Source organism: Sphingobium sp., assembly GCF_049304695.1.
In the GTDB taxonomy this organism is placed as follows: Bacteria; Pseudomonadota; Alphaproteobacteria; order Sphingomonadales; family Sphingomonadaceae; genus Sphingobium.
In genome coordinates, this window is the sequence record NZ_JBAQOK010000076.1 from 24,858 (window position 1) to 38,007 (window position 13,150).

Sequence of the window (13,150 nt, forward strand, 5' to 3'; positions counted from 1 at the left end):
GAGCATTACCAGCCGCATGACTTGCCCTTATTCTGTTGCACCAGCCATTTTTGCAATGGCGCGAAATAGGCGGTCATCGCCTTGCCCGAAATCTGCCGGGTGCCGGTAAAGGCTTGCAGCGCATCGGGCCATGGCTTGGACGCGCCCATTTCCAGCATGGCGTTCAGTTTCGCGCCTACATCCTTGTTTCCGTAGAAGGAACAGCGATGCAGCGGCCCTTTCCACCCGGCCTGTTTGCATGCGGCTTCATAGAATTGGAATTGCAGGATCCGCGCCAGGAAATAGCGGGTATAGGGCGTGTTGCCGGGGATATGATATTTGCCGCCCGCGTCGAATTTCGTTTCATCGCGGGACACCGGGGGAATGATGCCCTGATATTGCAGGCGCAGGTCGGTCCAGCCCTTTTCATACTGGCTGGCCGGGATGGACCCGTCGAACACGCCCCACCGCCATTTGTCGATCAGCAGGCCAAAGGGCAGGAACGCGACCTTGTCCATCGCCTGACGCAGCAGCAGGCCCATATCCTTGTCTGCGCCCGGCACCTTGGCCGCGTCCAGCAGGCCGATCTTCACCAGATAGTCGGGCGTGATCGACAGCGCGACGAAATCGCCGATCGCTTCGTGGAAGCCATCGTTCGCGCCGTCGAGATAAAGATAAGGATGTTTGTTATAGGCGCGCTGGTAATAATTATGACCCAGCTCATGATGCAGCGTCACGAAATCGTCGCTGTTGACCTTAGTACACATTTTGACGCGCAGGTCGTCCTTATTGTCCAGATCCCAGGCGGATGCGTGGCACACGACTTCGCGATCCAGCGGCTTGATGAACTGCGTGCGGTCCCAGAAAGTGGCAGGCAGTGGCGCGAGGCCAAGCGAGGAATAAAAGCCCTCGCCGATGTTGAACATCTGCTTTTCCCAATAGCCGCGCCGCTGCTTTTCGGGCGTGTCCGGGCCATCCACCTGACCGGGCCGGGTTTCGACATAGCCCTTGGCCTTGAGCAGATCGCCTACGTCATAGCCCAGATCGCCCGCCCCCTTGGGCGCGACCAGATCATAGATATTGCCCCATTCCTGCGCCCACATATTGCCCAGCAGGTCGGCGCGGATCGGGCCGCTTGCCGGTTGCACCGCTTCGCCATATTTCTCGTTCAGCTTGGTGCGGGTGTAGCAGTGGAGTTCGTCGTAAAGCGGCTTTACCTCTGCCCATATCTTGTCGGTCAGCTTGGCGAAATCATCGGCAGGCATGTCATATTTGGACCGCCACATCGCGCCGGTATCGGCAAAGCCCAGTTCCTTTGCGCCTGCATTGGCGATGCTCACCAGCTTGGTATAGTCGCCGCGCATCGGTGCGCCGACATTGTCATGCCAGCTAACCCACATTTCCTTGAGTTCTTCGGGGTTGCGGCTGGTCCCCATCTTCTCTTCGATGTCGCTGCCGTTGATCGGCTGGCCGTGGAGCGTTCCCTTCCCCTTGCCATAGGTGGACTGGAGCCGGGTGGAGATGGTATTCAACTCCTGCGCCGCGCCGGGCGTCGTGGGCGCGGGTAGCGTCAGCGCGGTGCGCAGCAGGTCGAGCCGACGTCTGGTTTCCGCCGACAGGCCGGGCGCAGTCGCATATTTCGCCGCCTCCAGTGCGTAATCGACATTCATGGTCGTGCGGATCGACCCGAAATAGGCGGCGACCGCATCGCTGTCTTCGCTGATATAGGTGGCGTTGATCCAGTCGGCTGGATTGGAGATCAGCGATTGATCGAACATCGCCTTTTCCGCCTTGGCCAGAAAGGCTTCCGCTTCCGCAGTGGTAGGTGGCGTTGACGCGACCGGCGCTGCGGTCGGGGTCTGCTGCGCCATCACAGGCGATGCGACGAGCGCCACCGCCATGGCAGCGAAAGAGATAGCGATTTTCACGAATTTTCCCCTCTGGATAGGCTTATGAGGGGGAAGGTGACTTGGCGGTGCGATGCAGTCAAGCCGTCAGGAAATCGACCATCGCCTGCCCCAGTTCCTTGCGTGTGACGGCGTTCATATGATTGCCCGGAACCTCGACATAACGCCCGTTCGGCAATGTTTGCGCCAGTTCCTGCGCAACTCCATTATCCGTGTCGTCCGCACCGCAAATTATTTCCGTGGGCTGCTGGATCGCGGCGATCGTTGCTTCCGGCGTATCGACGAAGGTGTTGAGGATGTGCAGCAGAGCCACCGGATCGCCCTTGGTCGTTTTCAGGAACGCTTCGGTCATCCATTGCGACGTGCCGCGTTCGAACGTGCCGAGGTTGGTCAGGACATTCCTGTAATAACCGCCATTGTCGAGCGATTGCACCAGCCCGCGCAAGCCCATCCCTGCCAGAATGACGCGACGCGGAGTCGCCCCGCGCGCCAGCATCCTGACGGTTGTGCGTGCGCCGAGCGAATAGCCGCCAAGATCATAGTCGGTCAGCCCCATCTGTTCGACCAGAGCCAGCCCGTCGTCGGTCAGCGCGTCGGGCGGATAGGCCGCCGGGTCATGCGGCTTGCCGCTTTCGCCATGGCCGCGCAGGTCAGGCATGATGACGCGAAAGCCAGCCGCCACCAGCTTTGCCGCATGGCCGTAGCGAATCCAGTTGGTCTGCGCGTTGGAAAAATAACCGTGGATCAGCACCAGATCGCGCGTCGCTGCGCCGTCCGGCTGCGCGACATGCACCGCGATCGGCAGGCCGCCCAGACCTTCGATGTCGTGGCGTTCGATCTTCAGGTCGTTCATGGCTGGTCCTTCTCTGGCGCGGGCGGACTGCCGATATGGGCTTGGCCCCGACGACGCAAGAGCACGATCACTGCGACTGCGCTGCCCAACTGCGCGACCGCCATGTCCTTTTGCGCGTCCCAGATATCGCCTTGTTGGCCATTATAATAATCGGCGGTGTCGCCAGCGGCGAGGATGGTCAGCAGCCATTCGAATATCTCATAGAGCGCGCTGCCAAGGCCGATGGCGGCAAAGGCGAAGGCGAGACTCCAGCCCTTGCGCAGGCCGCCGCGTCGCTGTGCGCTTTCCGATATCGGCAGGGTCAGCAATGCCCCGAATGCAAAATGGACGATCCGGTCATAGAAGTTGCGGGTTGCACCCAGCAGGCTGGACACATCATGCCCGCTGATCGCCCGCGCCCAATCGTCATACGGCACATAGGAGTAAATCCACCGCGCGCCCAATGTGTGGAGCAACAGGAATATCCAGATGCAGGCGACCGCGGCGGTCGATAGCGGCCATCGGCGCAAAACCCATGGCGCGGCAAGGACCAGCGCCACCGTTGGTCCATGCTGAAGCGGGGCGAGATCGGGATAGGGCTGCGCGATATTGGCGATCGCGATCGCGCCGACCAGCAGCAGGATCATCCGGCGCTGCTCGAGCGGAACGGCGTTCCACACAGCAACAGCGCCGGAAATCATGAAAGGCCTCAGCCCTTCTTGAGGTGACGACGGCCCAGCAGTTCGGCAATCTGCACGGCGTTCAGCGCCGCGCCCTTGCGCAGATTGTCGCTGACGCACCACAGGTTGATGCCATTGTCGACGGTCGAATCTTCGCGCACGCGGCTGATGAAAGTCGCGAAGTCGCCGACACATTCGATCGGCGTGATATATCCGCCGTCCTCACGCTTATCGACCAGCATGATGCCGGGCGCTTCACGCAATATGTCCTGCGCCTCCTTGGCGGAAATCTCGTTCTCGAACTCGATGTTGATGGCTTCGGAGTGCCCGACGAACACCGGCACGCGCACGCAGGTCGCGGTCAGCTTGATCTTGGGGTCCAAAATCTTCTTGGTTTCGGCCACCATCTTCCACTCTTCCTTGGTCGAACCGTCGTCCAGGAAGCTGTCGATATGCGGGATCACGTTGAACGCGATCTGCTTGGTGAACTTCTTAGGTTCCGCCGGATCGCCCACGAAGATGTTGCGGCTCTGCTCGAACAGTTCGTCCATGCCCGCCTTGCCCGCGCCCGACACCGACTGGTAGGTTGCGACGACGACGCGCTTGATCTTCGCGAAGTCATGCAGCGGCTTCAACGCCACGACCATCTGTGCGGTCGAGCAATTGGGGTTGGCGATGATGTTCTTGCGCTTGTACCCATCGATCGCGTCCGGGTTCACTTCGGGCACGATCAATGGCACGTCCGGGTCCATGCGATAGAGCGAGCTGTTGTCGATCACGACGCAGCCAGCCGCCGCCGCCTTAGGCGCATATTCCGCCGTCGCGCTGCTGCCCACGGCGAACAGGGCGATGTCCCATCCGGTGAAATCGAAATGCTCGATATTCTGGCATTTCATCGTCTTGCCACTGTCACCGAAATCGATGGTCAGCCCTTGCGAGCGCGACGAAGCGACGGCGGCGATCTCGTCAATCGGGAACTCGCGCTCGGCGAGAATGGTCAGCATTTCGCGGCCCACATTCCCGGTGGCACCAACGACGACGACCCTGTAACCCATGACTGAACACTCCACTCGATGCTTGCATTGCGGAGTGCGCGCCATAACGCCGTTGCGTATTTTGTCCAGTGGCAAGCCGTTTGTTGCGGACAAGCCCAGCTATCGCGTCACGACGTTACGCTACTACCGTTCCGCATCTTCCGGCGACACCTTATGCCGGGCCAGAAAATCCTCAATCGTGCGCCACAGATGCTCGCTGATCCCCGGTCCGCCCACCCGGTGCGTCTGGCCGGGATAGGCCATCATCTCGAACGGCACCGCCGCCCGCTGCATCTTGGCCATCAGTGCGGTTGCATTGTCGAACACGACATTGTCGTCGGACATGCCGTGGATCAGCAGCAGCGGATCGGCGATCTTGACCGCCTCGTCCACCGCATCCGACGCAGGATAGGCGCTGGACTTGTCCTGCGGCTGGCCCAGATAGCGTTCGGTATAATGGGTGTCATACAGTTCCCATTTCGTCACGGGCGCGCCCGCAATCGCGGCGGCGAAAACGCCGGGCGCTTTCTCCAGCAGCTTGAGCGACATATAACCACCATAGGACCAGCCATAAGTAGCAATGCGTTTGGGATCGACGAACGGCTGGGCTTTCAGCCAATCGACGCCCTTCAACTGATCCTCGACCTCGACCGTACCCATGGCGCGATAGAGATGATCCTCGAACGCCTTGCCGCGATCGGGCGTGCCGCGATTGTCGACCGCAAAGACGATCCAGCCCTGATCCACCAGATATTGATTGAGCGCGCCGCTCCACTGGTTCGTCACCTGCCGCCCGCCGCCCGGCCCGCCATAATGGATCATGAACACTGGATAGCGTTTACCCGGTTCGATCGGCGGGGTCATGATCTTGGTGTAGAGCGTGCTCCCATCGGACGCCTTGATCGTGCCGAACGTCGTTTTCACATGGCTGGCGACATAGGGGGCGTAAGGATGTGCGCCGCTCAGCGCATTTTCCGACAGCCATTGCAGCCGCTTGCCGCCATTGTCGGCCAGATAGACCTGCTTGGGCTGGTCGCTATTCTGCCGCGTCACCACGACCTTACTGGCCGCGCCATCCATCACCGCGTCGTTCCACCAGCCCGCCGCCGTCAGCGCCCTAGCCGCGCCCTTCTTGTTCAACGGCGCGACATAGAGCTGCTGTTCGATCGGCGTTTCGCGATTGCCGGTGAAATAGACGAGGCCGCGTGCCTCATCCACGCCCACCACATCGCGCACCTCCCAATCGCCGCTCGTCAGCGCGGTCCATGTGCCGCCGCGTATATGATAGAGATGGCCATGGCCGGTCCGTTCCGACCACCACAGAAAGCTGCCGTCCTTCAAAGCATGGAAATTGTTGTTGAGGTTGATCCAGCTTTTCGCCGTTTCGCTCAGCACAACCCGCGCCTTGCCGGTGGCGGGGTCTACTGCCAGCAGGTCGAGCCGCTTCTGGTCGCGCGTTTCACGCTGGACATAGAGCGTCCGCCCGTCTTTCGACCAGTCGACCCGCGCCAGATATACGTTCGTATCCGCCCCCAGATCGACCTTCACCCGGCCCGATCCATCCGCCTTCATGACGTAGAGATCGACGATCGCGTTGGACGTGCCGGCGGCGGGATAGCGCTGTTGATAGACTTTGGTCCCCTCCCCGCCGATCGCCGTGCGGGTGACGATACCGACCGGGCTTTCGTCCACCCTCGCTACCGCAATCATCGCGTCGTCGGGCGACCACCAATAGCCGGTGCGCCGGTCCATTTCCTCCTGCGCGACAAACTCCGCTACACCCCAATTGACCGTATCGCTCGCTCCCTGCGTGACCTGCCGTTCCTTGCCTCCCACCGGCTGGACAAACAGGTTGCCGCGCCGAACGAACGACACGAAGCCGCCCCTTGGACTGACCACGCCGTTGAGTTCCCCGTCGGGCGTATCGGTCAACCGCGTGACTTTTCCGTCCAATGCGGCCAGATACAGGTCGCCATCGACCGGCACCAATATGCTCTTGCCATCGGGTGCCCAGTCATAGCTGGTGATTCCACTACTGCCCGCGACTGACCGATCCCGCTCCCGCTGCATCTTTTCCGCTTCGGAAAGATCCGCGCCGCTACCGGTCTTTTTGGAATCCACCAGCATCCGCTGCGCGCCAGTCGCGCTGTCGATTGCCCACAGGTCGAGCCGTTCCTTCTCATCCGGGCGCGGCTTCAACAGCGTGACGAGCGATCCATCTGGCGACAGTTTGAGCGCGCGCGGCTGCGGCCCGGCCAGATCAGGACTGGCGAACACGCGCTCCAGCGTCAGCTTGTCCTGGGCATAGGCGGGGGCAAGGCACAGCAGCAGCGCGCCAAGCGCAGCGCCGCTTTTCAGATAGGCAGGCATGGTCATCCTTTCGGTCGGCACGAACGCGCCGCGTCACCGCGCAAGTCTAGCGTCACGACTAAGAAAAGATCAATGCCGGGAAATAATCTGTCCTGCCATGATCGCCGGGATCATGGTGGGCGCGGCAGGGATTGAACCTGCGACCCCACCCGTGTGAAGGGTGTGCTCTACCACTGAGCTACGCGCCCCTTTAAAAGGAGGAGGCGCCATTGGCATTGGCGCGCTTCGCTGTCAAGCACAGGGAGGGCAGGCGTTCGAAAATCCGATGAAGCGGCAGCCCCCTATGGTTATTGCAAAACCCGTCGGACAATCTGGCTATTCTTGCGCAGCCGAACGCCGTCGCAATCGCTTTCGCCACACATGCAGGCTTCCAGCGTATAGCGCACGCCGCACATGATCAGATCTTCCTGATCGAATGAATAGTTGGAAATGCCGGCGCGCTCGACTTTTTCCTGTGCCAGGGCTTTGAGTGTCATGCGCGTCCTGCCCCTTATTTAAGTGGAAGCAGATATTCGATGCTGCGCTGCAATATGTCAATTGATCGACATTGGTTTGTGAACGATCTGTAACAAAATAGCGCTGAAATGACACGCTTTGGCGCGGTGTCCAATGTGTCTTGCGCCCGGCCACGGCGCGTCCCATATCCCGCGTCATGAACGACAGAAATCGTAACGACATGCCGGTCTGGCACGGCACCACCATCATGTCCGTCCGCAAAAATGGAAAGGTCGTCGTCGCGGGCGACGGTCAGGTTTCCATGGGCCAGACAGTCATGAAACCCAATGCCCGCAAAGTCCGCCGCCTGCATGACGGATCAGTGATCGGCGGTTTCGCCGGGGCCACGGCAGACGCCTTCACCCTGTTCGAACGATTGGAGGCCAAGCTGGAACGCTTCAATGGCCAGTTGATGCGCGCTGCCGTTGAACTGGCCAAGGACTGGCGCACCGACAAATATCTCCGCAACCTGGAAGCGATGATGATCGTCGCGGATAAGGATGTGACGCTGATCCTGACGGGCAATGGCGATGTGCTGGAGCCGGTCGGCGGGGTCGCGGCGATCGGATCGGGCGGTAATTTCGCCCTCGCCGCTGCCCGCGCTCTGGTCGATTATGAGGCGGATGCGGAAACGCTGGCGCGCAAGGCGATGGCCGTCGCGGCCGACATTTGCGTCTACACGAACGACCAGTTGACGATCGAAACACTCGATAGCGCAACCTGACCAATCAATAGCCCCTCCCTTGAAAGGGAGGGGGGAGTCTTGAAATGAACGACAATCTGACCCCCAAAGCCATCGTCGCCGCGCTCGACGCGCATATCATCGGGCAAAAGGACGCCAAGCGCGCCGTCGCCGTGGCGCTGCGCAATCGCTGGCGTCGCCAGCACCTGTCCGCCGACCTGCGCGACGAGGTAACGCCCAAGAATATCCTCATGATCGGGCCGACAGGCTGCGGAAAGACGGAGATCAGCCGCCGCCTCGCCAAACTGGCCGATGCGCCTTTCGTCAAGGTAGAGGCGACCAAGTTCACCGAAGTCGGCTATGTCGGCCGCGACGTCGAACAGATCGTCCGCGATCTGGTCGAGGACGCCGTGCGTCTGGAAAAGGACCGCCGCCGCGACGTCGTGCGCGAAGCCGCATCCGAAGCCGCCATGGCCCGGCTGCTGGATGCGCTAACGGGCAAGGATGCGAGCGAAGCGACCCGGCTTTCGTTCCGCCAGAAAATCGAAAACGACCAGATGAACGAAGTGGAGGTCGAGGTCGAAGTGGCCGACACGCCCTCCATGCCCATGGAAATCCCCGGCATGGGCGGTCAGGTCGGCATGATCAACCTGTCGGACATGATGTCCAAGGCGTTCGGCCAGCAACAGAAGAAGCGCCGCAAGATGCGGGTTGCCGAAGCATGGGACAAACTGGTCGAGGAAGAGCAGGACAAGCGGCTGGATCAGGACGATGTCGCCCGCGCCGCCATCACCAGCGCGGAACAGAATGGCATCGTGTTTCTGGACGAGATCGACAAGATCGCGGTCAGCGACGTGCGCGGTGGCTCGGTCAGCCGCGAAGGTGTGCAGCGCGACCTGCTGCCCCTGATAGAGGGGACGACCGTGTCCACCAAATATGGCCCGCTCAAAACCGACCACATACTCTTCATCGCGAGCGGCGCGTTCCACGTCGCCAAGCCCAGCGACCTGCTGCCTGAACTGCAGGGCCGCCTGCCCATCCGCGTGGAACTACAGGCGCTGACCGAAGAAGATTTCGTCGCAATCCTCTCCGACACAAAAGCCAGCCTCGTCATGCAATATAAGGCGCTGCTGGCGACCGAAGGCGTCACCATAGACCTGACCCCCGACGGCATCGGCAAAGTCGCCAAAATCGCCGCCGAAGTAAACGCCCAGGTCGAAAATATCGGCGCACGTCGTTTGCAGACGGTGATGGAAAAGCTGCTGGAAGACGTCAGCTTCCACGCGGAGGATCGTCAGGGAGAAACGCTGCTGATCGACGCGGCTTATGTGGAAAGCCAGCTGGGTGAGGTATCGCGCGATACGGATTTGAGCAGATATGTTTTGTAATACGAAATAGCCGTGTCGCTGCGAAGGCGGGAACCCAGTCCGGACACTGCGTTAAGCCACGATGGTCGGAACTAGGCTCCCGCCTTCGCGGGAGCACATATGTCATAGGCTCAATAACTCCGCCCCACCAGCACCCGCTCTACTGCAGGCTCACCCGTAAACACGCACACACCATCCGCCGCTGCCGCGTCCAGCGGCACGTTGCGCAAAGTCAGCTTCTCGCCCTTGAGCCACTGCACCACCTTGTCCAGCGCCGCGCCAGTCGGCTTGGCCCATTGCACTTCCGCCCAGCCGGGCTTGGCGCTCGCGTCGAAATAGGCTTTGAGGTCGTCCAGCGATCCGATCGAACGGTCGATCGCGCTGTCCAGTCGCCCCTTGGCGTCCGCAAACAGCGACGCCTGAATATCCTCCAGCATCGCCGCCGCGCCACTCACGAAGTCGCCCTTAGCAACAACCACGCTGTCCAGCTTGCCGTCTGCACGATACAGCCGGTCGCGGCGGATCACCGACACATTGCCGCCAGCGACGTCGCGCCCGCCCACTTCGATGACGATCGGCGCGCCCTTCTTGACCCAGCCCCAGCGCTTGGTTGCCGCCTTGGCCGGACGACGGTCCAGCAGCGCGCGCACCGGTTCGCGGAACACGTCCAGGTCGTTCAGCGACGCCACCAGTTCGCCGCAATAGTCCAGAATCGCGGCATCCTCATCATTGTCGCGCAACATCGGCACCACGACAATCTGATAGGGCGCGACGCGCGGCGGCACGCGCAAGCCGTCATCGTCGCCATGCACCATGATGAGGCCGCCGATCATCCGCGTGGACATGCCCCAACTGGTCGTCTGCGCCAGTTCCTGTTGCCCTTCCGCATTCTGAAACTTGATGTTCTGCGCCGCCGAAAAGGTCGTGCCCAGGAAATGTGACGTGCCCGCCTGCAACGCCTTGCCGTCCTGCATGATCGCTTCGATCGAATAGGTCGCGACCGCACCGGGGAAGCGTTCATTCTCCGGCTTCTCGCCGGCCACCACTGGCATGGCGACGCAATCCTGCGCGAAGCTGCGATAGACTTCGAGCATCTTCATCGTCTCTTCCATCGCCTCATCGACGGTGGCGTGCGCGGTATGCCCTTCCTGCCACAGAAATTCTGTGGTGCGCAGGAACATGCGGGTGCGCATTTCCCAGCGTACGACGTTGGCCCATTGATTGATGAGGACGGGCAGGTCGCGCCATGACTGGACCCAGCGGCTGAACGCCGCGCCGATCACCGTTTCCGACGTCGGGCGCACGACCAGCGGCTCCTCCAGCTTCGCGTCGGGGTCCGGCACCAGCTTGCCGTCCTTCTGGATCAGCCGGTGATGCGTGACGACCGCCATTTCCTTGGCAAAGCCGTCGACATGCTCGGCTTCCTTTTCGAAATAGGACAGCGGGATGAACAGCGGGAAATAGCAATTTTCATGCCCTGTCGCCTTGATCCGCGCGTCGAGCAACGTCTGGATGCGTTCCCATATGCCATAGCCCCATGGCCGGATGACCATGCAACCGCGCACGCCACTTTCCTCGGCCAGGTCGGCCTCCGTAATGACGGCCTGATACCAGGCGGAAAAATCCTGTTCGCGGGTGACGGAAAGGGCGTGTTTCACGGGAATGGCTTGCCTATGCTAGGAACGTCGATGGGCGCGCAATAGGCCAGGCACGCCGTCCCCGTCCACCCCTGACGATGCGCAGAGGTTCAGGCGTCGGCAGCGCCCATCTTTTCCAGCCACGCCTGCGCCTGTTTGGGTTCGCCCACCGCGTCGGACGCCACCGGTCCACGCGCCGCCATGAAGGATGGATGCAGGTCGAACGGCTCCAGACCCAATTGATCGCGCAGCCGGTCGATGTCGTCCGCCATTTCCGACAGTGTAGCGACAACCGGCGCAGTCCGTGCGCGCGCCGCCTTGTCCTTCTGGTGGTCGAACAATCCCCACCGCCCTGCCGCCGTCTCCTTAAGAGCGGCGATCAGGGCGAGGCGATATTCGTCCTCCATCTCGGCGCGGCGCACGTCGAGCCGTTCAAGCCGGTCAGCTTTTGCCATGGTCGAACCGCGTCCTCATATCAGGCCAGTTTGTCGATCTTGGCATTCAGCGCGGCAAGCTGCGCCTTCAGCACGGCGATTTCGTCATCTTTCTGCGTATCGGCAGCACCCTGCGCCGACGCAGGTTTTTCAGTCATGCCCGGTACGCCCGGCATGATCCCGCCCGCACCCTTCAAAGCGCTGGTCGCCGCCTCGAACATCTGCATGTTGCGCTTGGCGATTTCCGCCAGCGGTCCGCCCCCGAACGCGCCATTCATCGCTTCCTGAAACTGAAGCTGGTTCTTGCGAAATGCGTCCATGGATGATTCCAGATATTGCGGCACCATCGACTGCATGGAATCACCATACATGGAAATCAACTGACGCAGGAAGTTGACGGGCAGCATATTGGTGCCACGCTGTTCTTCTTCCATGATGATCTGGGTCAGGACGTTATGCGTTATATCTTCGCCACTCTTGGCATCGACCACAGTGAACTCGCGCCCCTCACGCGTCATCTGCGAAAGCAGGTCGAGAGTGATATAGCTGGAAGTTTCGGTATTATAGAGCCGCCTGTTAGCGTACTTCTTGATAATGACCGGTTCCGATTCATTGACGGTCTTGGACTTGGCCATGGATTCCTCTCCCACACCTGATCTTGTTGCATTAGCACAGAGCGTTGCCGCACCGCAACATGGCCCACGGCCCTTGCCGCTGTTTCTCGGCATATTGTGGCGCGAAACGGCGCATGATCCCGATTTGAGACGACGGGCCTTCGTCGGCCTGCGTCGCTATCAGGAAGCGCAAAGGCCTTCCGCCCCCCCCCCCGCGCCAGCCATCGCGCAGGTCGGGCAGGCGCGCCTGTTGCGCTATGGCGTTGATAACGAGCGCTCTCCTGTCATATTCGTCCCGTCGCTGATCAACCCGCCGCAGGTACTGGACCTCGCGCAACATAGCTCTATGCTGCGCCATATGGCCGCAGCAGGCCATGACGCGATGCTGGTCGATTGGGGCGCTCCATCGCGTCAGAATGCCGACATGGACCTGTCCGGCCATGTGACCGATCGCCTCATCCCCCTCATCGCCACCCTGCCCCGGCCGCCCATATTGGTTGGTTACTGCCTGGGTGGAACATTATCCCTTGCTGCGGCAATGCTGCGCACCGTCGCGGGTCTCGCGACCATTGCCGCGCCGTGGCAGTTCGACGGCTTTGCAACGTCCGACCGGGCGGAGATCGCCACACTCTGGCAGGAGGCAAAGCCCGTGTGCGAGCGGCTTGGCTACATGCCCATGGAGGTGTTGCAGTCCGGCTTCTGGGCCATGGACCCGGCGCGGACCATACGCAAATATGCTGCCTTCGCCGATATGGCGGACGGATCGGACGCCGCGCGCGCCTTCATGGCGGTGGAGGATTGGGCCAACGCCGGTCCGCCGCTGACCTATGCTGCGGCACGGGAGTTATTCGAACAACTTTATGCCGCAAACGCGAGCGGACAAGGCATGTGGACGGTCGGCGGAACAGGCGTCGATCCCGCCGCACTCACCTGCCCAACCCTCTCGATCCGCTCCACGACCGACCGCATCGTTCCCGCTGCCGCCGCCCCCGATCTGGCCGAAGACTGGCGTTTTCCGCTAGGGCACGTCGGTATGATCGTCAGCGGACGCGCGCGCGAAACGCTGTGGACGCCGCTTTCCCAATGGCTTTGCAGTCATGGCGGATGATGCTATGTGCG

General features: G+C 61.3%; 12 protein-coding genes and 1 tRNA gene. 3 read left to right on the forward strand and 10 right to left on the reverse strand.

Translation table 11 applies throughout. The annotated features are described in order from the left end of the window. Positions 1 to 5 precede the first annotated feature (5 nt). From WA070_RS12860 to WA070_RS12890, 7 genes are all read right to left on the reverse strand, one after another. Positions 6 to 1,907: a M2 family metallopeptidase gene (locus WA070_RS12860; RefSeq protein WP_422634323.1), complete on the reverse strand. Its 1,902-nt coding sequence runs from the start codon at positions 1,905 to 1,907 to the stop codon at positions 6 to 8. Between the two features lie 58 nt (positions 1,908 to 1,965). Beyond that, complete coding sequence (locus WA070_RS12865; protein ID WP_422634324.1) at positions 1,966 to 2,739, reverse strand: alpha/beta fold hydrolase; 774 nt, start codon at positions 2,737 to 2,739, stop codon at positions 1,966 to 1,968. Next, positions 2,736 to 3,419, reverse strand: coding sequence for a DUF2238 domain-containing protein (locus tag WA070_RS12870; RefSeq protein ID WP_422634325.1), 684 nt, complete (start codon positions 3,417 to 3,419; stop codon positions 2,736 to 2,738). Before WA070_RS12870 ends, WA070_RS12865 begins: the two co-directional genes overlap by 4 nt. A gap of 8 nt (positions 3,420 to 3,427) precedes the next feature. Continuing rightward, positions 3,428 to 4,453, reverse strand: a complete 1,026-nt coding sequence (locus WA070_RS12875; RefSeq protein ID WP_422634326.1) for an aspartate-semialdehyde dehydrogenase — start codon at positions 4,451 to 4,453, stop codon at positions 3,428 to 3,430. Between the two features lie 123 nt (positions 4,454 to 4,576). Further along, a complete protein-coding gene (locus tag WA070_RS12880) occupies positions 4,577 to 6,802 on the reverse strand; it encodes an alpha/beta fold hydrolase (protein WP_422634327.1) in 2,226 nt (741 codons plus the stop codon). A 113-nt stretch (positions 6,803 to 6,915) separates the two neighbouring features. Next, positions 6,916 to 6,990 (reverse strand) — tRNA-Val (locus WA070_RS12885). 99 nt (positions 6,991 to 7,089) lie between these two features. Continuing rightward, positions 7,090 to 7,278, reverse strand: coding sequence for a hypothetical protein (locus WA070_RS12890; RefSeq protein WP_422634328.1), 189 nt, complete (start codon positions 7,276 to 7,278; stop codon positions 7,090 to 7,092). A gap of 176 nt (positions 7,279 to 7,454) precedes the next feature. Here WA070_RS12890 and hslV point away from each other — a divergent pair, with 176 nt between their 5' ends. Both hslV and hslU read left to right on the forward strand, forming a co-directional pair. Continuing rightward, positions 7,455 to 8,021 carry an ATP-dependent protease subunit HslV gene (gene hslV / locus WA070_RS12895; RefSeq protein ID WP_422634329.1) on the forward strand — a complete coding sequence of 189 codons (567 nt, stop codon included), beginning with the start codon at positions 7,455 to 7,457 and terminating at the stop codon, positions 8,019 to 8,021. Positions 8,022 to 8,065: 44 nt separating this feature from the next. Beyond that, the gene (gene hslU, locus WA070_RS12900) at positions 8,066 to 9,367 is read left to right on the forward strand and encodes an ATP-dependent protease ATPase subunit HslU (RefSeq protein ID WP_422634330.1); all 1,302 of its coding nucleotides are present in this window, start codon (positions 8,066 to 8,068) and stop codon (positions 9,365 to 9,367) included. 110 nt (positions 9,368 to 9,477) lie between these two features. Here hslU and WA070_RS12905 read toward each other — a convergent pair whose 3' ends face one another. The 3 genes from WA070_RS12905 to phaR all read right to left on the reverse strand — a co-directional run bounded on the left by WA070_RS12905 (position 9,478) and on the right by phaR (position 12,052). Beyond that, positions 9,478 to 11,004 (reverse strand): aminoacyl--tRNA ligase-related protein, encoded by a 1,527-nt coding sequence (locus WA070_RS12905; RefSeq protein ID WP_422634331.1) that lies wholly within the window; start codon positions 11,002 to 11,004, stop codon positions 9,478 to 9,480. A gap of 89 nt (positions 11,005 to 11,093) precedes the next feature. After that, positions 11,094 to 11,438: a hypothetical protein gene (locus WA070_RS12910; protein ID WP_422634332.1), complete on the reverse strand. Its 345-nt coding sequence runs from the start codon at positions 11,436 to 11,438 to the stop codon at positions 11,094 to 11,096. A gap of 20 nt (positions 11,439 to 11,458) precedes the next feature. Beyond that, entirely contained in the window at positions 11,459 to 12,052 is a 594-nt protein-coding gene (gene phaR, locus WA070_RS12915; protein ID WP_422634333.1) for a polyhydroxyalkanoate synthesis repressor PhaR, read from the reverse strand. On the opposite strand from phaR, the gene WA070_RS12920 reads away from it, so the two are divergent. Continuing rightward, on the forward strand, positions 12,051 to 13,139 hold the full coding sequence (locus WA070_RS12920) for an alpha/beta hydrolase (RefSeq protein ID WP_422634334.1): 1,089 nt from the start codon (positions 12,051 to 12,053) through the stop codon (positions 13,137 to 13,139). The two genes, phaR and WA070_RS12920, sit on opposite strands and share 2 nt — an antisense overlap. The last annotated feature ends 11 nt before the right edge of the window (positions 13,140 to 13,150 follow it).

Coding starts and splice junctions, on each gene's coding strand:
- WA070_RS12865 (WP_422634324.1), bottom strand. CDS start 2,739: ATGAACGACCTGAAGATCGAACGCCACGACATCGAAGGTCTGGGCGGC.
- WA070_RS12870 (WP_422634325.1), bottom strand. CDS start 3,419: ATGATTTCCGGCGCTGTTGCTGTGTGGAACGCCGTTCCGCTCGAGCAG.
- WA070_RS12875 (WP_422634326.1), bottom strand. CDS start 4,453: ATGGGTTACAGGGTCGTCGTCGTTGGTGCCACCGGGAATGTGGGCCGC.
- WA070_RS12880 (WP_422634327.1), bottom strand. CDS start 6,802: ATGCCTGCCTATCTGAAAAGCGGCGCTGCGCTTGGCGCGCTGCTGCTG.
- WA070_RS12890 (WP_422634328.1), bottom strand. CDS start 7,278: ATGACACTCAAAGCCCTGGCACAGGAAAAAGTCGAGCGCGCCGGCATT.
- hslV (WP_422634329.1), top strand. CDS start 7,455: ATGAACGACAGAAATCGTAACGACATGCCGGTCTGGCACGGCACCACC.
- hslU (WP_422634330.1), top strand. CDS start 8,066: ATGAACGACAATCTGACCCCCAAAGCCATCGTCGCCGCGCTCGACGCG.
- WA070_RS12910 (WP_422634332.1), bottom strand. CDS start 11,438: ATGGCAAAAGCTGACCGGCTTGAACGGCTCGACGTGCGCCGCGCCGAG.
- WA070_RS12920 (WP_422634334.1), top strand. CDS start 12,051: ATGGATTCCTCTCCCACACCTGATCTTGTTGCATTAGCACAGAGCGTT.
- phaR (WP_422634333.1), bottom strand. CDS start 12,052: ATGGCCAAGTCCAAGACCGTCAATGAATCGGAACCGGTCATTATCAAG.